This window comes from Methylomonas sp. MED-D, assembly GCF_050276835.1.
Classification (GTDB): domain Bacteria; phylum Pseudomonadota; class Gammaproteobacteria; order Methylococcales; family Methylomonadaceae; genus Methylomonas; species Methylomonas koyamae_A.
On the sequence record NZ_CP189965.1, the window covers coordinates 149,602 to 174,650 of the forward strand.

Below are 25,049 nucleotides of genomic sequence, written 5' to 3' on the forward strand. Positions count from 1 at the left end.
GCTCGGTCAAGATTACATGATTCAGTTTTGCACCTGCCATCCCGAAAGGTCGGCCTCGCCGCATACCTTCATCCCTTAACCGCATGACCTTGACCCTGATCGTCCTTTTAGCCGTAGGACTGGACCGCTGCCTGGGCGAGCCGCGCAATGCGTTGCATCCGTTGGCGGCATTCGGCCGCTGGGTCGGCATTCTGGAACGAAGCTGGCTCGATCTGGCCGCCTCCCCGGCCAAGCAACGCTGGGCAGGCATTCTGGCTTTGCTAGGCGCGGTGGCCCCGGCGTTGTCGTGCTTGTTGGCGCTTCCGGCGATACCGGCATTGCAAGCCGGATTGGCGGTCGCGATCCTGTATTTTTGCATCGCCGCCCGTAGCCTGGAGCAACACGCCACGGCAGTTGCCTCTGCTTTGGAAGCCGGTGACCTGGCATTGGCCAGGCAACGGGTCGGCTACATCGTCAGCCGTCAAACCGAAACAATGTCCGAGGAAGACGTGCGGCGAGCCGTAATCGAGTCGGTGTTGGAGAATGGCGCCGACGCGGTATTCGCGCCGCTGTTCTGGTTTGTGCTGGCCGGCCCGGCCGGGGCGGTCGTTTACCGATTGGTCAACACCCTGGACGCAATGTGGGGTTATCGGAATATTCGCTACCGACACTTCGGTTGGGCCGCGGCGCGTTTCGACGATGTGTTGAACTGGTTGCCGGCGAGGCTGACGGCGTTGAGCTACGCGGCGTTGGCCGACACGGGACGGGCAATACGCGCGTGGCTGCAATTCGCGCCGTTACTGGATAGTCCGAACGCTGGTCCGGTGATGAGCGCCGGCGCCGGCGCGTTAAATTTGCGGTTGGGCGGTCCCGCCGTCTATCACGGCCAGCTCAAGCAAAAACCCTGGTTCGGCGGCGACAGATCGCCGGAGTTGGCCGACATTGCCCGCGCTTGCGGCTTGGTGCAACGAACCTTGTGGTTGTGGCTGGCGGCGATCGCGCTGGGAGACTACCTTGCTTGAGCACGGCGGCCGATTGCGCCGGGCCGCTCGGTATTACGGCATACCGCTGGCCGATTGGCTGGATTTGTCCACCGGCCTGAACCCAAACGGCTGGCCGGTGCCGGCCATTCCGGCCGAATGCTGGCAACGCCTGCCCGAGGATGACGACGAGTTGCCGGATGCCGCGCGTCGTTACTACGGGAACCCTCACATTCTGGCGGTGGCCGGTTCCCAGGCAGCGATTCAAGCCTTGCCGTCGTTGCGCCCGCCGGGGCGAGTCGGCGTACTGCATCCGGCTTACGCGGAACACGCCGCCAATTGGCAACGCGCCGACCACCAATTAGTCGTGTTGAGCGAAGCGGACATCGAACCGGCACTGGACGACTTGGACGTGCTGATTGTGGTCAATCCGAACAATCCGACCGGTAAGTTATGGCAGCCGGCCCAATTGCTGGCTTGGCAAATTCGTCTCGCCGAGCGCGGCGGCTGGCTAATCGTGGATGAGGCGTTCATGGACAGCCGGCCCGAATCGAGTTTAGCCAGCTTGCCGGTGCGGCCGGGCTTGATCGTGCTGCGCTCGCTGGGCAAGTTTTTCGGGTTGGCGGGCTTACGTTGCGGTTTCACGATCGCCGAAGCGGACTTGCTGGCTCTGCTGGCCGAAACGCTGGGGCCGTGGCCTATCAGTCATCCTGGTCGCTATGCGGCGACCATGGCCTTGGCCGATACGGTTTGGCAGCAGGCGACCATCCGGCACTTGCATAGCCAGGCGGCTCGGCTGGCGGCGTTGCTGAGCGACCACGGCTGGCCACCCGACGGCGGATGCGATTTGTTTCAATGGCTGCGTTGCCCGGCGGCGCCGGCCTTGCACGCCGCGCTGGCCGAGCATGGCGTTTTGACCCGTTTGTTCACCGAACCGGACGGCCTACGCTTCGGCTTACCGGGCGATGAGGCGGCCTGGCAGCGACTGAGTCTGACCTTGGCCCGCCCGGAAATTCAAGCATTGCGCCGTTACTGAGCCTCGTGCCGCGAGGCGGCCGGCGCCAACTGATATTCCTCGCCTTCCTTGGCCAGATAAATTGGCGGCTCGCTGCCGATGTTTTGCAGGATGGCGTTATAAATCGATTCCAGATCGGCGTCGCCGCGCGTTGGCTCGTGGTGGGTCAGAAACAGGCGCTTGGCGGCGGCCTGCTTGGCATGCGCTATCGCCGAGGCATAGGTGCCGTGGCCCCAGCCGCGCCGATGGGCGTATTCGGTTTCGGTGTACGACGAATCGATAATCAGCGCATCCACGCCGCTCATCGCGGCGATGACTTCGGCCAGTTTTTGTTCGGTCAAATCCTGCATTGCTTGAAAGCCGGGATGGTCGCTACGGTAGGGATTGGTCGGCGGTTCGTAGTCGCCGGTAAAGAACAGCGAACTGCCGTCGGCATCCTCGATCCGATAACCGAAGTTGTAGACCGGATGATTCAAGACCGTCGGCGTGACCTTCACCCCGCCAACCGCCATCGTTTCGCCGGCTTTTAGCGTGAAATAGCGGATGTCGGCTTGCAACTGGGCTTCGCTGATCGGGAAATAGCTGTGTTGCAATTGCACGTTCATCGCCCGCTCTATGCCTTGCTGGGTGAAGGGATCGAGTCCGCCGTAGATGTTGATGCGATTGCCGGCCTTGAACATCGGCAGAAAGAAGGGTAGGCCCTGGATGTGGTCCCAATGGGTATGGGTAATCAGGATGTGCGCGGTCAGCGGCTGACGGCTCTCCAGGCTCTGAGCCAGCGCGTGGATGCCGGTGCCGGCGTCGAGAATGATCAAGTCCCCGGACGAGCTGGCGATTTCGATGCACGTGGTATTGCCGCCGTATTTGACCGTATTCGGGCCGGGGGTTGCTATGGAGCCTCTGACACCCCAGAATTTGACTTTCAACGCCAATCCCCCATGCCGCTCAGTGCGCCTCGTCCCAATTCGCGCCGGTTCCGGCTTCGACGAGCAGGGGCACGGCCAACTCGGCGGCGTTGGACATGATGGCGACGATTTGGGCGATGCTGGCGTCGAGCTGGGATTCGGCCACTTCGAACACCAATTCGTCGTGTACCTGCATGATCATGTTCAAGTCGGCGCCGCTGGTTTCTATCCAGTGATGGCAGGCGATCATCGCCCGTTTGATAATGTCGGCGGCACTGCCCTGCATCGGCGCGTTGATCGCGGTGCGCTCGGCATATTGGCGCTGGGCGGCGTTGCGGGCGTTGATGTCCGGCAAATACAGGCGGCGGCCGAAGATCGTTTCGACGTAGCCGAGGCGCTTGGCCTGTTCGCGGATGTCGTCCATGTAGCGTTTGACGCCGGGATAGCGGCTGAAATACAGATCGATGTAGGACTGGGCCTGATTGCGCGGCAGACCCAGCTGTTGCGCCAGACCGAAGGCCGACATGCCGTAGATCAGGCCGAAATTGATGGCTTTGGCCGAACGGCGCAAATCGTGGGTAACTTGGTCCGGCGCGACTTCGAACACTTCGGCGGCCGTGGCGCGGTGAACGTCTTCGCCGTCGGCAAAGGCTTTCAGCAAGCCGGCGTCGCCGGACAAATGCGCCATGATCCGCAGTTCGATCTGCGAATAGTCGGCGGCGACGATTTTATAGCCGGGTGGAGCGATGAAGGCCTGGCGAATTTTGCGGCCCTCTTCGCTACGGATCGGAATGTTCTGCAGATTGGGATCGGTGGACGACAGCCGGCCGGTCGCCGCGACCGCCTGATGGTAGGAGGTATGTACCCGGCCTGTCTTAGGATTGATCTGTTGCGGCAGTTTGTCGGTATACGTCGATTTCAGCTTGCTCATGCCGCGATGTTCCAAAATCACTCGCGGCAACGGATAATCGATCGCCAGTTCCTGCAGCACCGATTCGTCGGTGGATGGCTGGCCTTTCGGCGTCTTCTTCAGTACCGGCAATTTTTGGCGGTCGTACAGAATTTCCTGGATTTGCTTGGGCGAGCCCAGGTTGAAGGTCGAACCGGCCAGATCGTGGGCCTGGATTTCCAGGCCTATCATCCGATCGGCGAGTTCCTGGCTTTGCTGCGCCAACATGTCGCTATCGATCAACACGCCATTGGCTTCGATGCGGGTCAACACGTCGATCAGTGGCACTTCGATCTCGTTATACAGCGCCCAAAGACCGGGCTGCCGTTGCAATTGCGCCGACAAGGTTTGGTGCAAACGCAAGGTGATGTCGGCGTCTTCGGCGGCATACTCGGTGGCTTGGTCGATGGCGACCTCGGCAAAGCCGATCTGCTTGGCGCCCTTGCCGCACACGTCTTCGAAATGAATGGTTTCGACGCCGAGGTAGTGCTTGGCTAGGTCGTCCATATTGTGCTTGGTGGCGGTACTATTGAGTACGTAGGATTCCAGCATCGTATCGTGGCGGATGCCGCGCAACGCGATGCCGTGGTTGGCCAGCACGTGGGCGTCGTATTTTAGGTTTTGACCGAGCTTGGCTTTCGCGGGATCTTCCAACAGTGGCCGCAAGGCCGCCAACACACTTTCCCGGTCGAGTTGGGCCGGCGCGTCCGGATAATCGTGCGCCAACGGCAAATAGGCGGCCCGACCGGCTTCCACCGCGAACGAGACGCCGACGATTTGCGCGTCGCTGTAATTCAGGCTGCTGGTTTCGGTGTCGAACGCAAACAGATCGGCTTGCGTGAGCGCCGCCAGCCAGGAGTCGAAATCGGCTTGATCGAGGATGGTTTGGTACTCTCTGGTCAACGCGGCGGCGGATTCGGAGCTTGCTCCAGCGTTTCCGCCCTGGCTCTCGGCAACGTCGGAAACCGCGGTAGCCGAAGGCGCGGCGTCGCCGTTCAAGGTCTTTAGCCAACTGCTGAAGCCGAGTTGCCCCAACTGGTTTTTCAGGGCCGGGATGTTCGGTTCCTTGCGTTTCAGGTCGTCCAGCGTGTAGTGCAACGCCACGTCGCATTTGATCGTGGTCAGTTCGCGCGATAGCGGCAACTGACCCAGCGCGTCGCGGAGGTTGTCGCCGATTTTGCCCTTGATGTCGCCGGCGTGGGCGATCAGGTTGTCCAGCGTACCGTATTCCTGCAACCACTTGGCGGCGGTCTTCGGGCCGACCTTGGGCACGCCGGGAATGTTATCGACCGCGTCGCCCATCAAGGCCAGATAATCGATGATTTGCTCGGGCTTGACGCCGAATTTGTCGATCACGCCGGCGATGTCCATCCGGGTATTGGTCATTGAGTTTTCCAGGATGATTTGATCGTTGACCAATTGCGCCATGTCCTTGTCACCGGTGGAAATGACGACCTGGAAGCCCTGGCGGGCCGCGCTTTGCGCCAAGCAGCCCAACACGTCGTCGGCCTCGACGCCGTGCTCGATAATCAGCGGCAATCCCAACGCCCGGATCAGTTCGTGCAAGGGTTGGATTTGCACCCGCAAATCGTCCGGCATCGGCGGGCGATGGGCCTTGTATTGCTCGTACATTTCGTGGCGAAAAGTCTTGCCCGGCGCGTCGAACACCACCGCGAAATACGGCGTGTTGTAATCGTTGATCAGCTTGCGCAGCATGTTGGAGACGCCGTAAATCGCGTTGGTCGGTTCGCCTTGCGCATTGGTCAGCGGCGGAACGGCATGAAAGGCGCGGAACAGGAACGACGAACCGTCGACCAGGATCAGTTTGTGTGTGGCGGAATCGGACATGTGAGCTTATCGGCGCAAAGATTCGGGCAACGATACAGGGCCGAATCAGGCCCTGCAAGTGTTGAATATCACAGAGCGGTGGCGATTGGCGCGAAACTCGCGTGTCGCGCGGCATATCCCGGCCGGCGGCTTACTCGGCTTCGGCCGGTTCGGGCTGGTCCACCAAGGCGGCGATCACCAAATCGCCGCTAACGTTTAGGGTAGTCCGGCACATGTCCAAGAAGCGGTCCACGCCCAGAATCAGCCCCATGCCTTCGGCCGGAATGCCGACCTGTTGCGTCAAAATCATAATCAGCGGCAGCGAGCCGCCGGGTACGCCGGCGGTGCCGATGCCGGCCAATATCGCCATCATCACCACTCTAACCTGTTCGGCCATCGACAGATCGACCCCGTAGACTTGGGCCAGAAACAACACGGTAATGCCCTCGAACAGCGCGGTGCCGTTTTGATTGGCGGTCGAGCCTATCGTCAGTACGAAGCGGGCGATTTCCGGTTTGATCGCCAAATCGCGCTCGGCCAGCTCCAGCGAACGCGGCAGCGTGGCATTGGACGACGCGGTCGCGAAAGCGTATAGATAGACTTCCCGACAATCCCGAAAAAACGCCAGCGGCGACCGCTGGGTAAAGGTTTTCAACAATGCCGAGTACACCAGGGCTTGCTGCATTAGCAAGCCGCCGACCACGACAGCCACGTAAAATCCCAACGACACCAAAATGTGGTGGCCGAATTTGAACGTCGATTGAAACACCAGCGCGAACACCGCCAACGGCGCCAGACGCATCGCCCAATCGACGACGACCAGGCTGGCGGCGTAGCTTTCTTCCAGCAATTCGACCCAGCGCGACGTCTTGCCGGCCGTGATCGTGGCCAAGGCCGCGCCGAACACCAGCGAGAAGAACATCAGCGCCAGCATTTCGCCTTCCAACGCTTGCGAGGCGGTCGCGAATGGATTCTTGGGAATAATATCCAACAAAGTTTGTTCGATGGGTTTGGCTTGTTCGGCGTTTCGGCGGATGCCGCCGACCGCCGTGGTTTCGCCGTTTTGGGGAATTTCGACGCCGACACCGGGTTCGGCGATATTCACCAGAGTGATGCCGATCGCAACCGATGCGGAACTGGCCAACAACGTGAACAGCAGCGTGCGCCGCGCCACCCGCGCCAGGCCGTGGTGGCTGCTGAGTTGGAATACCCCCAGTATCAGGCCGCTGACGACCATCGGCACCACGACCATGAAAATCAGCCGCAAAAAGATTTGCCCCAACGGTTCCAGCACATAGCGAACGCTCAGTTGCAGCGGCAAGCAGCCGGCGTATTCGTGGCCGATCAATCCGGCCGCGGCGCCCAGTACGAGGCCAAGTAACAAGCGATGGTGATTTTTCATGGCGGTCTAGGACGAAATCGCAAAGTTCGGATGATACTGCGAATCGGCGCGAGGACCGAGATTGGATTGTTATGTTTAGGAATGGTTGCGGATGGCACGATGGGTCGTCCCTGCCTGGATAAAAGCCGATGTCCAAGCTTTTATCCAGGTATTCCTTGGCGTCGTTGTTTTCCATGTTCACGGGGGAGAGAACTTAACATCCTTGATGCCGCCTTTAATTTAGCAAGTGGTATGCCAAAACAACCAGGCCAAGCGCGATGCGCCATGCCTAGGCCGATCGACACGGAATTCGTTAAAAACTATGTTAAATTCCGTAAAAAATACAAATCGTAGCGGCATTTCCCGCACTTCGGTCGCTCTGGCGCGAATCATGGATAATGTCCGGGAAATTTACCGCCGCCGAACTTAGCTTGAGACATTTCCGACATCCCGAACGTTACCGCACCCCGGCCCGCCGCTTTCGGCCGGCCGCGGCTTCATCTTGGTGGCGTTCTCTGAAACGGGGATTCGGCTATGCGATTGCCGCTTTCGTCGTGGGGTCGGTGCTGAGCGTCGCGGTATTGCGCTACTTACCGCCGCCAACCTCGGCTTTCATGTTGAACCGGCATTGGGAAGATTGGCAGGCAGGCAAGGACTATCGGCCGATCTCCCAGCAGTGGGTCGACGGCGGGCGTATATCCCCGCATGCCTATGCGGCGGTGGTGGCTTCGGAAGATCAATTGTTTTTTCAGCACAACGGCTTCGATGTCGAGGCGATCGGCAAGGCATGGTCGCACCATGCGCGCGGTGGCAAGCTGCGGGGCGCCAGCACGATCAGTCAGCAAGTCGCGAAAAATTTGTTTCTGAGTCCGGCGAGAAATTGGGCCAGAAAAGCACTGGAGATTTGGTTTACCGTGCTGATCGAGGCGTTCTGGAGCAAACAGCGGATACTCGAGATCTATTTGAACATCGCCGAATTCGGCGATCATTTATTCGGCGTCGAAGCGGCCAGCCGCCGTTATTTCGGCGTTCCCGCCCAACAGATGACGCCGGCGCAAGCCGCATTGTTGGCCGCGACGCTGCCGAATCCTCTACTGCTGAAAGCCGATAGACCCAGCGCTTATGTCGCTAGGCGGCAGAGCTGGATATTGGCGCAAATGCGCGTGGCGGGTCGCTGAGGCGGACCCGTTCGGGCTCATTCGATGCTTTCGGTGTCGTCGTCGGATTCGCTTTGGTAGGCCGCGCCGGCATCGGCGATCAGCTGTTTCAAGTATTGATACAGCTGCCTTGCGGCCTTCGGCGGTTTGCCATCCTTCGCTTCTTTCTGAGCATTGCGTTGCAACTGACGCAGATGCTGGGTGTCGGCGTCCGGATATTCGCCGACCAATTCGGTAATTTGACCGTTACCGGAGTCGGCCAATAATGCGTCGCGCCAGCGTTCGGCCTGATGGTGCTCGCGCACCGCATGGGCGCTGCGGTTTTTGAGGCGGTCCAGCTTTTCGCGGATCGCGTCGGTATCGAGCTCGCGCATTCGCGCGGTGATGTATTTCAGCAGACGCTTCTTGGCGGCGTTTTGCCCCATTTTGCCGGCATCACGCAAGGCTTGCTCTATCGGTTCCGGCAGCTCGAATTCGGCGATTTGGGCTGCCGACAAGCCACAGATTTCCTCGGCCATCGCAAACACTTCGGCGATTTCCTTTTTGATGCGCGTCTTGTTTGGGCGTACCGCGTAATACTCGACTTCGTCGTCTTCGTCTTCCAGATAAAATTCTTCGTTCATTTCAAACCATTGCGATGAGGAACAGCACAAACATCACGACCATGACGAGCGGCACGATCAAGCCGCCCCAGTCGGATGGTGCTTGCCGGCTGCGGGCCAACGCGGCTTTGATGCTGGGTTGCATCCAGAATAAAATCAAAAGCGCCATGGCGCCAATCAGCAGATTTTCCCAAGTGGAAAGCATGGTGTCGCCCCAGTTACGGCCGATAGACGGCGGCCGGAGTGCCGTGTTCGGCATATCTTAACAAACCTGATGGAAAGCCATGGTCAGGTTTTGTCCGGCGCTTTAGGATAGTCAGGGAGTTGTCGCCGATAAATGATTGCCCCGGCAGGGAAAAGTCCGGATAGTCACAGAAGCTGTGGATAAGTCTGTGAGTTGAGCGGCGATTTCCGGTCGAATTCCCCGGTTTTCCTGAAGCGAGCTTAAATTGTACAGAAATTGGCCAATAAAAATACATTATTTATCAATGGCTTGTCTTTACTCTTTTGAATTCAACGAGTTATTTTGTCAAGCTTTTTTACAGTCTCGTCTTTAATGGCTAAATGTGAATAACTGATAATGAAGCGATCCGTCCGACTTGGACGATTCGGCGGTTTCCCCAATTGGCCAGTTCTAAGGATTCAACAAATTTGCGATAATGGCCGGTTTTTGACAGAGTCTTTTCATGTGGTTTAAGAATCTTGCCGTCTATCGGTTTTCCGAGCCGTTCGAGTTGTCCGCCGACGCCGTGCAACAAAAACTGGCTGAGTCTCCTTTCAAGCCATGTGGTAGCCACGACACCTTCAGTTTCGGCTGGACTTCGCCGTTGGGGCGGGCGTCCGACGACCTCGCGCACGTCAACAATGGCTTTTTGATGGTTTGCGCCAAGAAAGAGGAAAAGGTGGTTCCCGGTTCGGTCGTTAACGAGATGCTACAGGATCGGATTACTGAAATCGAAGAGCGCGAAGCTCGCAAACTGCCGGCCAAGGAACGCAGTCGGCTGAAGGACGAATTAATTTTTGATTTATTGCCGAGAGCCTTTTCCTTTTCCAAAAAGACCTATGCCTACATCGACAGTCGAGGTGGTTGGCTGGTTGTTGACGCTGCCTCGGCGAAGAAAGCCGAGGACTTATTGAGCCTGTTACGCAAATGCCTGGGCTCGTTGCCGGTGACGCCGATTGCCGGCAACGGCATGGCCTCCAGCGTGATGACCCGTTGGCTGCTATCAAACCAAGCCCCTGGTGACATTGTCATCGAAGACGAATGCGAATTGCGATCACCCGAGGAAGAGGGCGCAATTATTCGCTGCAAGCGCCACGACCTGGGTTTGCCGGAGATCAAAAATCATTTGGATACCGGAAAACAAGTCATTAAATTAGCGATGAATTGGACGGATAGGCTATCGTTTGTGCTCGACGAGAATTTGGCGATTAAGCGCCTGAAATTCCTGGATTTAGTGCAGGAACAAGCCGCGAATATCGAGGCGTTCGACGAAGTCGAGCAATTCGATGCCGATTTTTCGATTATGACCGCGGAACTTGCCCAGTTCCTGCCGCGTCTGCTCGAATTATTTAACGTTGAAGGTAAGGTTCAATGAAAACCCGATTATTGATAAGCCTGTTGATAGGTGTGGTCGCGGCCGTCCCGTCGGCCTCGGCCTTGACCTTGCCGCCGCCGGACCGGCCCGGCGATAGCCTGATCGGCAATCCGCCGCACGAGGTCAAATATGTTGCGGCCAAACAAGAAGACACGTTGATCGATATCGCCGTCAATTTCAGGCTGGGGCAGGATCAAATTGTGTTGGCCAACCCTTACGTCGACCGCTGGTTGCCGGGCGCCGGCGCTCAGGTGCGTATTCCCAGCAGTTTTTTATTGCCTAATGCGCCCCGCGAAGGGATTGTGATCAATTTGCCGGAAATGCGAATTTACTACTTTCCGGACGCTACCAAGGTAGTGACGTATGCGATCGGCATAGGCAGGGAGGACGACTGGAAAACGCCGCTTGGCAAAACCCGGATTCTCGGTAAAACCGAGCGGCCATCGTGGACGCCGCCTAAGTCCATCATTGCCGAACATTTGGCCGATGGCGACGTTCTGGAGCCGTATTACCCGCCCGGTCCCGACAACCCGTTGGGGTTGTACGCGTTTCGCCTGGGCATTCCCGGTTATTTGATCCATAGCACCAACAAAACCAATGGCGTCGGCATGCGCGTCAGCCATGGCTGCATCAGGATGTATCCCGCCGATATCGAGCAGTTCTTCCCGATGGTGAAAACCGGTACCACGGTCAATATTGTCAATCAGCCGATAAAGGTTGGCTGGTATCACGATACCTTGTATCTGGAAACCTATCCGCAAATGGAAGAGACGCCCGCGACTTTCGAGCAGCGCTTGCATGTGGCATTGGATTTAATCGAACAAGCCAATGGCGGCAAGATGCCGGTCATCAAGGGGGCGATTTTGAAAGCCGCTCTCGAAAAAGCGAGCGGCATTCCGATTGCGATTTACGAGAGACCCGTGCAAACGCCGGCTATCGTACAAAGTCAGGCGCACTGACCGCTAACTCGGGACAACAAAAAAAGCCCGTGAACCTTTCGGTTCACGGGCTTTTTTAATCGGCAACTCAAATAATAAAGCTTATTTGTGTTGTGATTTTTTGAACATGCGGTCCAATTTGCTGTTGGTATCTTGAGCATATTGAGCGGCACGGTTAGCAGCGGCTTCGGCAGCGGCAGCTTTAGCAGCGGCTTCGGCAGCGGCAGCTTTAGCGGAAGCGGCGTCAGCAGAGGCAGCGGAAACTTGTGGTTTCAGGCTGTCGATTTGACCTTGCAGGTTTTCGATATCTGAAGTGCTGGCGCAACCAGTAGCCAGAGCTGCAACGGCAACAACTGCTGATAATTTAATGGCTTTCATCATGGTGTTTTCCCCTTGATTGTGGTTTCAAAAAATAAAATGAAAAAACGGTGGCAATTGTCCAACATTTTTTTGGTTTTTACCAACATTATTTCACGGTGACAAGCGTCCCTTTTTCCACCCATTGACTCAACAAGTCTATTTGTTCGTTAGTCAATGCGATACATCCGTGTGTCCAGTTTGTGGTTTTATGAATGGCGAGATTGGCACTACCCAAGCCATGGATACCAATCTGACCTCCCAATTCGGTGTTTTGCGGCGGAATTTGGCCGGCAGTATGCGCCCGGGCGATGGCTTCGTAGGTGCCCAAATCGATTTTGCCTTGTTTCAAGGCTTCGTCGGCGTGGTCGACATCCGGATAGGTCAAGCCGAAAAACTTACGAAACGAGCTTTTCTGATTGATCCAGCCGATACGGTAGTTGCCGAGCGGTGTCACATCGTCGCCGCGATGGCTTTTCTTGCCCGCGCCGCTACGGCCGATGGCGATGTTTTCCAGCACGGCAAGCGTTTTTTCACCTTTCTTGACCTCCATGTTCAGCTTTTCGGTATCGACCAGCAGCCAGACGTCCGATGCCAGACTTACCGAGGACCCTAGACAGCCAATTAGGACAAAAACTTTCGATAATTTTTTCTTCAGCATGGCAATCTGTAAATAACCGGGGTTTTGGTGTAATTTAACCCTTCCGAAACGCGGTAAAACAAAGGGTAGCATATGACAATAACAATCACCAAAACCACTGCCTATGACGATCAAAAGCCCGGCACATCGGGGCTACGGAAAAAAGTAAGCGTTTTCCAACAACCGAATTATCTGCAAAACTTCGTCCAATCCATATTCAATAGCTTGGACGGCTTCCAAGGCGACACCCTGGTCATCGGCGGAGACGGTCGCTATTTCAATCGACAAGCCATTCAGATCATCATCAAAATGGCGATCGCCAACGGTTTCGGTAAGCTCATTATAGGCCAAGGCGGCTTATTGTCCACCCCTGCCGCGTCGAATATTATCAGGAAATACAAAGCCTTCGGTGGCATAGTTCTATCGGCTAGTCACAATCCCGGCGGACCTGACGAAGATTTCGGCATCAAGTACAACGTCGGCAACGGCGGCCCGGCCCCGGAGAAGTTCACCGATGCACTCTACGCTAATACCAAAGTTATTGCCGAATATCGGAGCGCGGAGGTTGCGGACATCGATCTGGATACGCTTGGCGAGCAGCAAATCGCCGGTGTGAAGGTTAGCATCATCGACCCGGTGGCCGATTACGCCGCGCTGATGACCGACATTTTCGATTTCGAATTGATTAAACAAAGCATTGCCGCCGGCTTGATCACTCTAAAGTTCGATGCCATGCATGCCATTACAGGCCCTTACGCCAAAAAAATATTGGAAGAGGAGCTCGGCGCGGCGCCGGGCTCGGTGTTCAATGCCGTACCGCTGGAAGATTTCGGCGGCGGTCACCCTGACCCGAATCTCGCGCATGCTCATGAACTGGCCGAACTCATGCTCGGGGCGGACGCCCCGGTGTTCGGCGCGGCATCCGACGGCGATGGCGACCGCAACATGATCATGGGCGCCAACATTTTCGTCACGCCCAGCGACAGTTTGGCGATCATGGCCGCCAACGCCAAACTGATTCCGGCCTATGCCAAGGGTATCAGCGGCGTGGCCCGGTCGATGCCGACCAGCCAGGCTGTCGATCGGGTCGCCGACAAACTCAGTCTGCCCTGTTACGAAACTCCAACCGGCTGGAAATTTTTCGGCAATTTGCTCGACGCCGACAAAATCACGATCTGCGGCGAAGAAAGCTTCGGCTCGGGTTCCAGCCACGTGCGAGAGAAGGACGGCTTGTGGGCGGTCTTGTTTTGGTTGAACCTGATCGCCCGCAAACGCCAGCCGGTCGCCGATATCGTCCGCGAACATTGGCAAACGTATGGCCGCGACATCTATTGCCGGCACGACTATGAGGCCGTCGATAGCGATATCGCCAACGGCATATTCGACCACTTGCGCGGCCTTCTGAACGGCTTGCCCGGTAAAAGTTGGGGCGATTACACGGTCAAATACGCCGATGAATTCAGCTACACCGATCCGGTGGACGGCAGCGTCAGCAGCGCGCAAGGCATACGCATCGGCTTCGCCAACGGTTCGCGTATCGTGTTCCGTTTGTCGGGCACCGGTACGGTGGGCGCCACGTTGCGAATTTATCTGGAGCGTTACGAACGCGACGTCGCCAAACACGATCAGGATGCTCAAGAAGCCTTGGCCGATTTGATCGCGCTCGCCGAGCAGTTTTGCGAAGTCAAACGGCGTACCGGCCGTAACGCACCTGACGTGATCACCTGATTCGGCGTTTTCAGGCGCCCCGGAATTTGGGTCGGTGCCGAGCGGCGCGGTTTTCTCCTCGGGTCGAACGCGGCAAGCCGCGCTTCGGCCTGCTAACATTAACGGCCAAAAGCCGGCCGACGCAGTTGGCGGGTTAGGTATCGCCGTCGCGATTGGCGCCGGCGGCTTTGCTGTTAACGCAGCGTCGGATGCGGCGCATTCGAAGTTCGGGCGATAAAACGGGGAGGAAGGGACATGTTGGATATTTTCGGTCCAGGTAGACGGGCGGACTCGTCGATTCGAGCTTTCGCTCGATGGGTATTTTCAACTTGTCCGGCCGCGGTCCCCGATAATCCGCGCGTCGCCGCGCTCTCAATCGGGCTATGCTGGACCCTCGCCGGGTTGCTGACGCTGGCTTGCGCCGGATCAGCCTGGGCCGGGAGTCCCTTTTACCTGACCGCCGAGCGCAGCTTTTCCAATACCGAGTCGCCGGCCGTACGCCTCGATTACACCGTCACCGACCAGCCCATGTTGCTTCGGGTATTGAAGGCCGACAACCTGGAAAATTTTTTGGATGGTCAATTCAATGTCAGTCGCAGTTACGAACAACCCGTTAACGAACTCAATCCGGGCCACTATTTCGCCAAGGGTCTGAATAACGCCCAATCGCCGTTGAAGCTGTTGCGCGGCCTGTTGGATGTGGAGTTCCGCAAGGCGTTGAAAGAAAGCAACTTTAGCGGCTCGGTATTGACCGTCACCGAAAAACCGCTGGTCTCGGTGCCGCAACAGATTTTGGTCGCGGCGCCTAAAGGTTTTAGCGTCGTCAGGGAAAGCTATCTGGATTTGCAACGCAACGGCCGGCAAACCCATGACTTGGGCTGGTGGTTTAACGAAGACGCCTGGAGTGAAAACCGTTACAAGGTTAGGCAAGTCGCGCTCGAGCCCTTGCCGGACGGCCTTTATTTATTGCAGGCCGTGCAAGGCAAAACCGAGGCGCAATGCTTGATTCAGGTCAGCAGTCTGGCGGTACAGGTCAAGCAATCCAGCGAGCAATTGCTGGTGCGGACGATGAACCGCGATCTGCAACCGGTGGCCGGCGCCAAGGTCAGCGTTCGCGACGGCCGTGGGCGTTGGCGGGCGATCCCGGGTGCTTCCGATGCCGTCGGCGAATTGCGTTTCGACAACCCCGACGGAATTCTAGACGGCAAATTGCTGGTCAGGGTCGATGCGCCGGCCGGCAAGCCGGGCGAAGCACCGCGCACCGCGCTGACCGCGACGGACTTTCTACCGACTCAGGCCAAGGACGACGCGGTGTTTGTCATGACCGACCGGCCGATCTTCAAGCCCGGCGAAACCTTTTTCTACAAGGGTATCGTCCGCAACATGCAGGATGGACGGTTGCAAATACCGGCGTTTCAATCCAGGCAAACCGACGTTTCGTTGCTGCGCGCCGACGGCAACGCCACCGGTTTGCAAGGCCAAACCCTGTTGACCGATTTCGGTTCGTTTTCCGGCAGCTTCGATTTGGACCCCGCACAGACGCCGGGCTTGTACCGCTTGCTGGCCCAGATCGACCAAAAAGCCTACGGCGGCGAATTCAGGGTGCGCGATTACATCAAGCCGACTTTTTATCTGGAATGGCTGGATCGCAGTTCCAGCGTGCAACCCGGCCAAACCTTTAACTTGAAATTCCGCGCCAAGCGCTACAGCGGCGGCGTACCGCAGAACGTCAAGTTCGAGGTGTTTCTGTACCGTAAGAAATTCGAGGTGCCGCAATTCGTCAGCGAGGCCGGCGCCGGTTTGACGGCCGGCAACGATTATTTTGGTCAGATCAAATCCGCGGCACCGCTGAGCCAGCCGCAGCGATTGTTCAGTTCGATCGAAGCGCGTCAAGCCGTCGATGCCAGCAACCCGTGGGAAACCGCCGCCAAACTGGGCGAAAACGGCGACGGCAGCTTCGAATTCACGGTGCCGGTCGAGGCTCAAGCCGATGCCAAACAGCCCAAACCCGAACAGGAATGGATATACACCCTGATGGTGCGCGCCCAGGATACGGCCGGCGGCAGTGCGATTTTGACCGACAACCTGTACGCGACGCTGTCGGAAGCCCAGCCGGCGTTACGCTTCAATAAAACCGTCGCGGCGGTTGGCGACAACGATCTGCAACTGTTGCTGCAAACCAGCTATCCGGACGGCAAACCCGCCGCCGGGGCCGGTGGCGTGGTCGATGTTTTGATCGAACAACCCGGTTCGGCTAAGCGCGGTCTGGTCAAACTGGAATTCCAAACCGACGAACGCGGCCAGCAAGTATTGACGATCCCGGCCCTGCAACAATACGGTCGCTTGTCGGCGGTCGCCCGCTTGGAAACCTTGGCCGGCAGAGTGATGAACCATGCCGCGGAGTCGCAAGCGGCAACCTTGATTGTCGCCGGCAGCGGTGGCGAAGCGGTGGCGGACAATCCGGAACTGGAGTTGTACACGCCGAGCACTATTCTCAGCCCCGGCGAGCAAGCCAGGATCTTCGCGCTGCTGCCCAAGGCCTGGGGAAATAACGAGCGCGGGGCAATCTGGGAAACCGTGGCGGGTGCCAAGTTGTTCGATAGCCGTAGCGCTCAGGTGCAAGGCCGCAGTCGATGGTTCGACGTGACCGCCAAACCCGAATTTGGTACCGGCTTTTACCATACCGTGACCGTGCCGGTGGCTGGCGGCAAATTTAAGGAACAGACGCTGGGGTTCAGAATCGTGCCGTGGGACAAGCGTTTGCAAATCGCCATCGAACCGGCCCAAGCCGACGCCGAGCCGCTGAAGCCGACCCAAATCAAACTTCAAGTCAAGCGCGCCGACGGCACGCCGGCCGCCGACACCGAATTGGCGGTGTCCATTGTCGATCGCGCCGTTTACGCGGTGCAAGCTGAATTCCGGCCCGGCATTTTCGACTTTTTCTACCCGCTGCAACGCAGCAATTTATCCACTTTTTACTCCGATGACCTGCAAGGCTACGGTTACGCCGATTTGTTACGCAAACCCAATTTCGCGCTGAGTGCCTTGAAAAGTCAAAGCAAGCTGGCGAAGAAAGCGATGCGCGATACCGCCGGCTGGTTTCCGCATGTCGTTACCGATGCCAACGGGGTTGCCGCTATCGATGTCGATATGCCCGCCAACGTCACCGAATGGCTGGTCACCGCGGTCGCCAGCGACAAGGACGGCAGGCTCGGCGAAACGACCGGCCAATTTCGCACCAAGACCGACATCGCCGTCGATACCGTCGGCCCGCAATTTTTGCGCGGCGGCGACGAAGTCGAATTGGCCGTGAAGTTGATCAACCACTTGGCCGATCCGGTTAAGCTGACCGGCGATCTGAGTCTTTCGGAATCGCTGCAGCGACAAAGCGGTGAGCTTGCCTGGGCTGCCGAATTGGCCGGCAAGGCCGAACAACTGTGGCCGCTGCGTTTACGGGCGGCCGTCGAATCCGGCAACGCGTCCCTGAGGGTGGGCTTGACCGCGCCGGCGCCGGTCAAGGTCGGTGGTGCCGAGACCTTCGATCTGCCTATTCAGCCGGCCGCGCTACCGCAAGTCTATGCAGCCGAACGCCGCGATGGCGGTTTGCATTTCGATATTCCGGAACCAGCCCAAGCCAAGCAACTGACGGTGCGGGTCAATTCCGGCTTGCTCGGCGCGGCCTTGCAAGCAGCGGCCATGCTGGCGCAATATCCATACGGCTGTACCGAACAATTGGCGCATAGCACGGTGCCGAATCTGGTGCTGCTGGACTTGATCGAGCGGGCCGGTTTGAAAGCCGAGCAACTCGGACCGCTCGAAAAGCCCTTGCAGCGTGCCAAGCAAAATGCCGCGCTGGGTATCCGCAAATTGATACAAAACCAAAAAGCCGACGGCGGTTTCGGATTGTGGCCCAACGACAGCGCCGCGAGTGTACCGGTTACCTTGATTGCGATGCAGGCCTTGAAATACGCCGAAGAACTGAAGATCGAGGGTGCCGCCGCAGCCTACGGGAAAGGCGTGGTCTGGCTGGAGCAACAGGCCGCTAGTAACCAAGCTTCGGACGGTTTTACGCTGGCCGGCTACACCGCCGCCACTTATATTTACCAAGGCCCATGGCAACAGCAGGCCGATTTCGTCGCCCGAGTGTATGCCGACGATCGGGCCGGCATCGCCGACTTGACCGCCGCGCTGCGCTTGGTGACCGCCTATCGAACCATTAGCTGGCACAGTTTCAATCAAGCCTTGCAGGACAAATCCGATCTGCAAAAACGCTTGGTTACCCGCTTGCAACAAGCCTTGGACGCGATTGATCCGGGTACTTATCAGTCCGAGCGCGGCGAGTTGTATGGCCGATTGGGTTTTGGCTTCGGATTGCCCAGCGTGGTTTCCGAAGGACTAGGTGTTTTGTTTACGGCCGGTGAACTACCTCAGGCTCTGGAAACCAAACTCAAACGCCTGCTGCTGCAAACTCAGCAACACGGCTATTGGACTTCGACTTACGACACGGCCCAAGTGATCTTCAACACCCGCGAACTACTCAGCAAGGAAGCCGCCGCCGCGCAAAACGCCAAGGCAAGGTCCTTGAAAGCCAGCGCGGCCGGCCGCGTGCTGGGTAATTTGAATCGAATACCCGGCGGTTATCTGGGGCGTTTCGACTCATTGCCGGCGGCCGGCGAGCTGGCGGACATCCGCATTGCCGAGTTAAGCGATACCGACGTGGCTTCGGCCAGCTTGCAAGTGGATGTGCCGTATCCGGCGGTTAGCGCTCGCGCGGCCGGTCTGACCGTCGAGCGGGTTTTTCGCCGCATCACGTCGAGCGGCAACGAATCGATCGACTTGAACCAGCCGCTAAGCCTCGGCGATGTGGTAGTCAGCGAAATCCGGATCAAACGGCATGACGAGCCGGGTCGTTTGCCAACCGGCAGCGAATTCGTCGTCGTCGAAGATGGAATTCCGGCGTTGGCGGAAGGCCAGGAGAACGACCAAACCTACTTGGCCGACGCCAAATTGCAAGCCAGCGACGACAACTATTGGGCCAACGTCAAGGAAACCCAGCGCTACCCGGACCGCATCGTTCGCGTCGCCAAGCTACAACCCGGTGGGGATTTAACCTTATACCAAGTTTGGAAAGTCGGCCGTCCCGGTAATGCTGCGATACCGCCGGCCAGCGGCTTCGACATGTATAACGCGGCGGTTAGGGGGAATAGTCCGGCCGGAAGAGTGATTGCGCGTTAGAAAAGAGGTGCCGGACTATCCGCCAAGCTCCGGCTCCGACCCGGAGCATCCGGCAAACCTGGTTTTTGACGGTGGCTTGTTGGAGCGTAACACCGGAGGATTTGCCGCTATTTTGGCGTTAGCTGGTGGCGAGCTTAGCAGTGGCAAACCGTCGCCGCCTGAAAACAAAAATCGAATAACAAGCGCCATTCCAGCGCTTGAATCCGTCGGCACAGCATTTCGATTTCCGCGTCACCCTTTCGGCCCAGCTCGCACAGGTCGACGAAACCGTAGGCGTCCCATTCGGGCAGTTTACCCAAAAAGCCCGCCATGCCGGGCAATTCCTGATCGGCAAGCAACCGTTGAACTTGCCGGTTCAAGTCGGGAAAAATCGGGTGGCGGCCGGTGCGATCCAGCCAATACTTGCTGTTGCCGCTGTCCGGTTCGCGGCGGTGCATGATCGCGTGCCAATAACTCCCGGAAGGCCCGGTTATTTTTTGGCTGATTCGATGGCTTTGTTCGAGATAGTCGTAATACAGCCAAAGCCCGGCAATACACAGCGCCGCATAATTGCTGTCCTTGACGACGCGCGGTGCGAATGCCGTTTCGATTTGCAGCGAGTTCAAGGTGTCGTAAACACTCGGTTCAGGCTGTCCCGGACCTAAATCCATCAAGCGCTGTTCGGCCAGCAATTGACCGAAAACCGGGCCGTAAAATTGGCTGTTGAAGGTCATTTCTTATCTCATCCGTCCGTCCGATCGATCGGTCTATACAACCATGCCGCCGATTCCGTTTGAACCCTGAATTCTATCGACTGAAGCGAGCTACCCGAACATAACCCCGATTGTAACTCGCATTCTAATGCGCGATCTTGTAGCCAAAAATGGAAACCTGTCTACAACAACAACCGCCGTATATCCGCCAGATTGGCTTTCAACGCTTCCATGAAACGCGCGCCCTCGGCACCGTCGATGACGCGATGGTCGTAGGTGATATCCAAAGGCAGCATCAGTTTCGGTTCGAATTCCTTTCCGTTCCAGACCGGTTGCACCTTGGAACGAGTCACGCCCAGGATCGCGACTTCCGGGGCGTTGACGATGGGTGTGAACGCGGTGCCGCCGATGCCGCCCAGGCTGGAAATGGTCATGCAACCGCCCTGCATGTCGGCGGGTTTCAACTTGCCGAGTCTGGCCAGTTCGCTCATTTCGGCCAATTCGGTCGACAGTTGGAAAATGCCTTTCTTGTCGACGTCGCGGATCACCGGCACCACCAAGCCATTCGGGGTATCGACGGCGATGCCGATATGGAAGTATTTCTTGAAGTACAGTTTGTCGCCTTCCGGGGACAGCGAGCTATTGAATGCGGGGTATTTCTGCATCGCCGCGACCAGCGCCTTCATGATGAACACCAGGCCGGTCAGCTTGACGCCGTCCTTGCCTTGGCCGGCGTTGACGGATTTGCGGAATTCTTCCATCTCGTCGATGGCGACTTCGTCGTGGTAGGTTACTAGCGGCAGGTTCAGCCAGACTCGGGTCAGGTTTTGACCGGTCAGGCGCTTGATTTTGCTCAACGGTTTTTCCTCGATTTCGCCGAACTGGCTGAAATCGACGGCCGGAATCGCTGGTATGCCGGCACCGCCGGTTGTCGCCGGCGCCGAGGTCATCGCTTGCTTGACGAAGTTTTTCACGTCGTCTTGCAGGATGCGTCCCTTGCGGCCGCTGCCGGCGGGAATTTTGCTCAAATCGACGCCGAGTTCGCGGGCGAACAAGCGCACGCTGGGCGTGGCGTGAGGTTTAAAGCCTTCGGCGCTGGCAACGACCGGAGCGGCAGGCGCTGGTGCCGGTTTAGCCGCTTCGGGTTTGGGCGCTTCGGCGACCGGAGCGGGAACGACTTCGGCGGGTCCCGCCGGGGCCGGCGCGGGCGCGGCCTCGGCAACCGCGGGCACGGCAGCGGCTTCACCGACTTCGACGGTGGCGATCAGGCTGCCTTCGGCGACTTTGTCGCCCGGCTTGATGTGTACGGCCTTGATGATGCCGGCCGCGCTGGACGGCAAGTCCATGGTCGCCTTGTCGGTTTCCATGACCGCCAGGGTCTGCTCGATGGCGACGACGTCGCCGGGCTGGACCAATACCTCAACGATGTCGATTTCCGGCACGTTGCCGACGTCGGGGACTTTTACTTCGATTAAAGAACTCATGTGTCGCTTTCCGTTAAATCAGCCGTTAAATCAACCAGGGCGCGGTGACGTTGGGATTGATATTGTATTTGGCGATGGCCACCTCGACTTTCGCGGCGTCGAACTCGCCACCTTGGGCCAGCGCGTGCAGCGCGGCGACGGCCACGTGGTAGCGGTCCACCTCGAAGAAACTGCGCAAATTGGCGCGGGTGTCGGACCGGCCGAAGCCGTCGGTACCCAAGACCGTGTAAGGTTGTTTGACCCAAGGCCGAATTTGTTCGGCAAAGGCGCGCATATAGTCGGTCGCGGCGACGATAGGGCCTTTGGCGCCGCCCAGGCAATGTTCGATATGCGTGGTACGCGGCTTTTCTGTGGGATGCAGTCGATTCCAGCGCTCGCAGCTTTGGCCGTCGCGCGCCAGTTCGGTGAAACTGGGGCAACTCCACAAGTCGGCATCGACGCCCCAATCGTCGTGGAGTAATCCGGCGGCTTCGATGACCTCGATAAAGATGGTGCCGGAACCCAGCAGTTGCACGCGCGGCTTTTTACTGTTCGGGCCTTTCTTGAACAAATACATGCCCTTCAGAATATCGGCTTCCGAACCTTCGACCAACGCGGGTTGATCGTAGTTTTCGTTCATCAAGGTGATGTAGTAGAAAATGTCTTCCTGTTCGACATACATCCGGCGCAAGCCGTCGTGGACGATCACGGCCAGTTCGAAGGCGAAGGTCGGATCGTAGGAATAGCAGTTGGGCACGGTCGCCGCCACCAAATGGCTGTGCCCGTCTTCGTGCTGCAAGCCTTCGCCGTTCAAGGTGGTGCGACCGGCGGTGCCGCCCAGCAGGAAGCCGCGGGTGCGTTGATCGGCGGCGGCCCAGATCAAATCGGCGACGCGTTGGAAACCGAACATCGAGTAGTAAATGAAGAACGGAATCATCGGCACGCCGTGGGTCGAATAGGCGGTACCGGCCGCGATCCAGTCGCACAGGCCGCCGGCTTCGTTGATGCCTTCCTGCAACACTTGGCCGTGCTTGTCTTCCTTGTAGAACATCAGTTGTTCGGCGTCTTGCGGCGTGTAAAGCTGACCAACCTGCGACCAAATGCCGAGCTGGCGGAACATGCCTTCCATGCCGAAGGTGCGCGATTCATCCGGCACGATGGGCACGACCCGCTTGCCGATTTGCTTGTCCTTGACCAGGATGTTGAGGATACGGACGAAGGCCATCGTCGTTGAAATCTCGTGACCTTCGCCGGTGCCTTCCAGCAGGGCTTTGAAGGCCGGCAGAGCCGGAATTTCCAGAGGATAGGATTTAGGGCGTCGCGCGGGCAAATAGCCGCCCAGATCGACGCGGCGTTGCCGCAAATATTTGAGTTCTTCGGAGTCTTCCGCGAAGCGGATATAGGGCAAATTGGGTAGTTCTTCGTCGCTGATCGGCAATTGGTAGCGGTCGCGGATGGCTTTGATCGACTCCAGACTCATCTTCTTTTGCTGATGGCTGGTGTTTTGCGCCTGACCGGAATCGCCCATGCCGTAACCTTTGATGGTTTTGGCCAGAATCACGGTCGGCTGGCCTTGGTGGTTGGCCGCCGCGTTGTAGGCCGCGAAGACCTTGATCGGGTCGTGACCGCCGCGATTCAGTTCCCAGATATCGCGGTCGGTGTAATCCTTGACCAGTTCCTTGAGTTCCGGCGTATTGAAGAACTTCTCCCGGACATAGGCGCCGTCCTTGGATTTGAAAGTCTGGTAGTCGCCGTCGACGCATTCCATCATGCGTTTGACCACCAAGCCGTCCTTGTCGCGCGCCAGGATGGCGTCCCAGCGCCGGCCCCAGATGACTTTAATGACGTTCCAGTTGGCGCCGCGGAAGTTGCCTTCCAATTCCTGAATGATCTTGCCGTTGCCGCGTACCGGGCCGTCCAGACGTTGCAGGTTGCAGTTGACGACGAAAATCAGGTTATCCAGTTTTTCGCGGCCGGCCATGCCGATCGCGCCCAGGGTTTCCGGCTCGTCGGTCTCGCCGTCCCCAAGGAAGGCCCACACTTTCCGGCCGTCGGTATTGGTCATGCCGCGATCCTGCATGTAGCGCATGAAGCGGGCTTGGTAAATCGCCATGATCGGCCCCAGCCCCATCGACACGGTCGGAAATTGCCAGAATTCCGGCATCAGCCAGGGATGCGGATAGGACGACAAGCCGTTGCCGCCGACTTCTTGGCGGAAGTTGTCCATTTGCGCCTCGCTCAAGCGCCCCAGCAAGAAGGCGTGGGCGTAAGTACCGGGCGCCGAATGGCCTTGCGAGAAAATCAGGTCGCCACCGTGTTTGTCCGAAGCGGCGTTCCAGAAATGGTTTTGGCCGACGTCGTACAGGGTGATCGCCGACGCGAAGCTGGCGATATGGCCGCCGACATTGGTGTATTTGTTGGCGCGCAACACCATCATCATCGCGTTCCAGCGCACGTAGGAGCGGACGGTGCGTTCGATATCGGTGTTGCCGGGATACTTCGGCTGCTTATCGACCGGGATGGTGTTGATGTAGGGGGTGTTGGCGGAGAAGGGTATATCCAGACCGGATTGCCTGGCGGTTTCAAGCAGGGTTTCGATCAGGTAGCTGGCGCGGTCGCTGCCTTCCTTTTCGATGACCGCCTGTAGCGCCTCCATCCATTCCTGAGTTTCTGCGGGATCGATATCGTGTTTGCCGGCAATGTCGGTATTGTTGGTCATTTCGGAACCTGGAATAACGTGGGATGAGCTTAAAAAGGATACCCGAAATGGTCGGCGCAAGCATGTTTTTTTGGGAGGCTTTCGGCCAATTTGTTGGCTTTGCGCCGCGATCGAAAAATCGCAATCGGCGGCGGCTAGCCGCTTGCGGACCGATACCGAACATTCCGTATCGTAAAGAGACGAGTTTCCCGTTAGTCCAGTGGCCTGCCGAGCGTGGATCGCGTAGAATTGGACCATCCTTTTTAGTCATGGGTAAGTCCTTATGCAGACCACGTTATCCAAACTCTTCGCCTTGCTGGGAATGGCCTTCGCCGCTTCTCACGCGAATGCCACCACGGTTACCTACACCCCGCCCAACCAGGTTACCTACACTTCTGAAGTCTTCTCGCCGAGCAATACCGCCAGAACCTTCGACTTCGAAATTCCAGAAGCCGTCATTGCCACCTTCATTGATGGCGTGTTCACGATCAGCGCCACCGGCGATTACACGATCGACGCCGCCAACGAATCGGTCAACGCCGTCGTGCTCGACAGCTACGTCCCCGGCGACGATTACTATCTTTACGATTGGGATGCGCGGCCGCAAACCGGTTTCGGCACGGCCACCGAATTGGGCGCCGAGGGAGGCGACATTTCCTGGGTACGTTGGACCAGAAGTTTCGATATTAGCGGCGACGACATCGTTAACTGGACTCAGGACGGTCGGGTCGTGATTCGATTGACCTTGTCCGATGGGGTCGATCTGGATTTGTTCAACAGCGGCTTGTCCGACCAATTTCCGCCATCCTTGCAAGCGACGCTGACTTATTCGGTGGCCGCGGTACCTCTGCCGGCCGCGACTTGGCTGTTTACGACCGGCTTGCTCGGTGTGTTGGGCGTTGGCGGACGCCGGCATTTGATTTAGC

The 25,049-nt window shown here is 57.9% G+C and carries 18 protein-coding genes; 8 read left to right on the forward strand and 10 right to left on the reverse strand.

Annotated features, from left to right (window positions below):
- Positions 1-83: 83 nt before the first annotated feature.
- Together cbiB and cobD are read left to right on the forward strand one after the other, a co-directional pair.
- Positions 84-1,001 carry an adenosylcobinamide-phosphate synthase CbiB gene (cbiB, locus tag ACQE3E_RS00665; protein WP_313729366.1) on the forward strand — a complete coding sequence of 306 codons (918 nt, stop codon included), beginning with the start codon at positions 84-86 and terminating at the stop codon, positions 999-1,001.
- Positions 994-1,995 (forward strand): threonine-phosphate decarboxylase CobD, encoded by a 1,002-nt coding sequence (gene cobD, locus ACQE3E_RS00670; RefSeq protein WP_313729365.1) that lies wholly within the window; start codon positions 994-996, stop codon positions 1,993-1,995. The genes cbiB and cobD overlap by 8 nt, the downstream gene beginning before the upstream one ends.
- Here the strand turns inward: cobD and ACQE3E_RS00675 are convergent.
- The 3 genes from ACQE3E_RS00675 to ACQE3E_RS00685 all read right to left on the reverse strand — a co-directional run bounded on the left by ACQE3E_RS00675 (position 1,989) and on the right by ACQE3E_RS00685 (position 7,057).
- A complete protein-coding gene (locus ACQE3E_RS00675) occupies positions 1,989-2,900 on the reverse strand; it encodes an MBL fold metallo-hydrolase (protein ID WP_313729364.1) in 912 nt (303 codons plus the stop codon). The two genes, cobD and ACQE3E_RS00675, sit on opposite strands and share 7 nt — an antisense overlap.
- A gap of 19 nt (positions 2,901-2,919) precedes the next feature.
- Entirely contained in the window at positions 2,920-5,676 is a 2,757-nt protein-coding gene (polA, locus tag ACQE3E_RS00680; RefSeq protein WP_313729363.1) for a DNA polymerase I, read from the reverse strand.
- 130 nt (positions 5,677-5,806) lie between these two features.
- Complete coding sequence (locus ACQE3E_RS00685) at positions 5,807-7,057, reverse strand: dicarboxylate/amino acid:cation symporter (protein WP_313729362.1); 1,251 nt, start codon at positions 7,055-7,057, stop codon at positions 5,807-5,809.
- Between the two features lie 377 nt (positions 7,058-7,434).
- On the opposite strand from ACQE3E_RS00685, the gene mtgA reads away from it, so the two are divergent.
- Positions 7,435-8,214, forward strand: coding sequence for a monofunctional biosynthetic peptidoglycan transglycosylase (mtgA, locus tag ACQE3E_RS00690; protein WP_313729361.1), 780 nt, complete (start codon positions 7,435-7,437; stop codon positions 8,212-8,214).
- 17 nt (positions 8,215-8,231) lie between these two features.
- Here the strand turns inward: mtgA and yjgA are convergent, their stop codons facing one another.
- Together yjgA and ACQE3E_RS00700 are read right to left on the reverse strand one after the other, a co-directional pair.
- Entirely contained in the window at positions 8,232-8,816 is a 585-nt protein-coding gene (gene yjgA, locus ACQE3E_RS00695) for a ribosome biogenesis factor YjgA (protein ID WP_064026462.1), read from the reverse strand.
- A 1-nt stretch (position 8,817) separates the two neighbouring features.
- A complete protein-coding gene (locus ACQE3E_RS00700; RefSeq protein WP_313729360.1) occupies positions 8,818-9,054 on the reverse strand; it encodes a hypothetical protein in 237 nt (78 codons plus the stop codon).
- A 427-nt stretch (positions 9,055-9,481) separates the two neighbouring features.
- Between ACQE3E_RS00700 and rdgC the strand changes: the two genes are divergently transcribed.
- Together rdgC and ACQE3E_RS00710 are read left to right on the forward strand one after the other, a co-directional pair.
- A complete protein-coding gene (gene rdgC, locus ACQE3E_RS00705) occupies positions 9,482-10,393 on the forward strand; it encodes a recombination-associated protein RdgC (RefSeq protein WP_071160101.1) in 912 nt (303 codons plus the stop codon).
- Entirely contained in the window at positions 10,390-11,352 is a 963-nt protein-coding gene (locus tag ACQE3E_RS00710) for a L,D-transpeptidase family protein (RefSeq protein ID WP_064026458.1), read from the forward strand. Before rdgC ends, ACQE3E_RS00710 begins: the two co-directional genes overlap by 4 nt.
- A gap of 81 nt (positions 11,353-11,433) precedes the next feature.
- Here ACQE3E_RS00710 and ACQE3E_RS00715 read toward each other — a convergent pair whose 3' ends face one another.
- Both ACQE3E_RS00715 and ACQE3E_RS00720 read right to left on the reverse strand, forming a co-directional pair.
- Entirely contained in the window at positions 11,434-11,712 is a 279-nt protein-coding gene (locus ACQE3E_RS00715) for an Lpp/OprI family alanine-zipper lipoprotein (protein WP_082885413.1), read from the reverse strand.
- An 85-nt stretch (positions 11,713-11,797) separates the two neighbouring features.
- Complete coding sequence (locus ACQE3E_RS00720; RefSeq protein WP_064026526.1) at positions 11,798-12,349, reverse strand: L,D-transpeptidase family protein; 552 nt, start codon at positions 12,347-12,349, stop codon at positions 11,798-11,800.
- A gap of 72 nt (positions 12,350-12,421) precedes the next feature.
- On the opposite strand from ACQE3E_RS00720, the gene ACQE3E_RS00725 reads away from it, so the two are divergent.
- Both ACQE3E_RS00725 and ACQE3E_RS00730 read left to right on the forward strand, forming a co-directional pair.
- A complete protein-coding gene (locus ACQE3E_RS00725; RefSeq protein WP_313729359.1) occupies positions 12,422-14,056 on the forward strand; it encodes an alpha-D-glucose phosphate-specific phosphoglucomutase in 1,635 nt (544 codons plus the stop codon).
- 234 nt (positions 14,057-14,290) lie between these two features.
- Entirely contained in the window at positions 14,291-19,270 is a 4,980-nt protein-coding gene (locus ACQE3E_RS00730) for an MG2 domain-containing protein (RefSeq protein WP_427501144.1), read from the forward strand.
- 134 nt (positions 19,271-19,404) lie between these two features.
- Here the strand turns inward: ACQE3E_RS00730 and ACQE3E_RS00735 are convergent, their stop codons facing one another.
- The 3 genes from ACQE3E_RS00735 to aceE form a co-directional block, all read right to left on the reverse strand.
- Positions 19,405-19,983, reverse strand: coding sequence for a hypothetical protein (locus tag ACQE3E_RS00735; protein WP_313729357.1), 579 nt, complete (start codon positions 19,981-19,983; stop codon positions 19,405-19,407).
- Between the two features lie 161 nt (positions 19,984-20,144).
- Positions 20,145-21,446 (reverse strand): dihydrolipoyllysine-residue acetyltransferase, encoded by a 1,302-nt coding sequence (aceF, locus tag ACQE3E_RS00740; RefSeq protein WP_313729356.1) that lies wholly within the window; start codon positions 21,444-21,446, stop codon positions 20,145-20,147.
- 25 nt (positions 21,447-21,471) lie between these two features.
- Positions 21,472-24,144 (reverse strand): pyruvate dehydrogenase (acetyl-transferring), homodimeric type, encoded by a 2,673-nt coding sequence (aceE, locus tag ACQE3E_RS00745; protein WP_071160114.1) that lies wholly within the window; start codon positions 24,142-24,144, stop codon positions 21,472-21,474.
- 262 nt (positions 24,145-24,406) lie between these two features.
- On the opposite strand from aceE, the gene ACQE3E_RS00750 reads away from it, so the two are divergent.
- Entirely contained in the window at positions 24,407-25,048 is a 642-nt protein-coding gene (locus ACQE3E_RS00750) for a hypothetical protein (RefSeq protein WP_313729355.1), read from the forward strand.
- The last annotated feature ends 1 nt before the right edge of the window (position 25,049 follow it).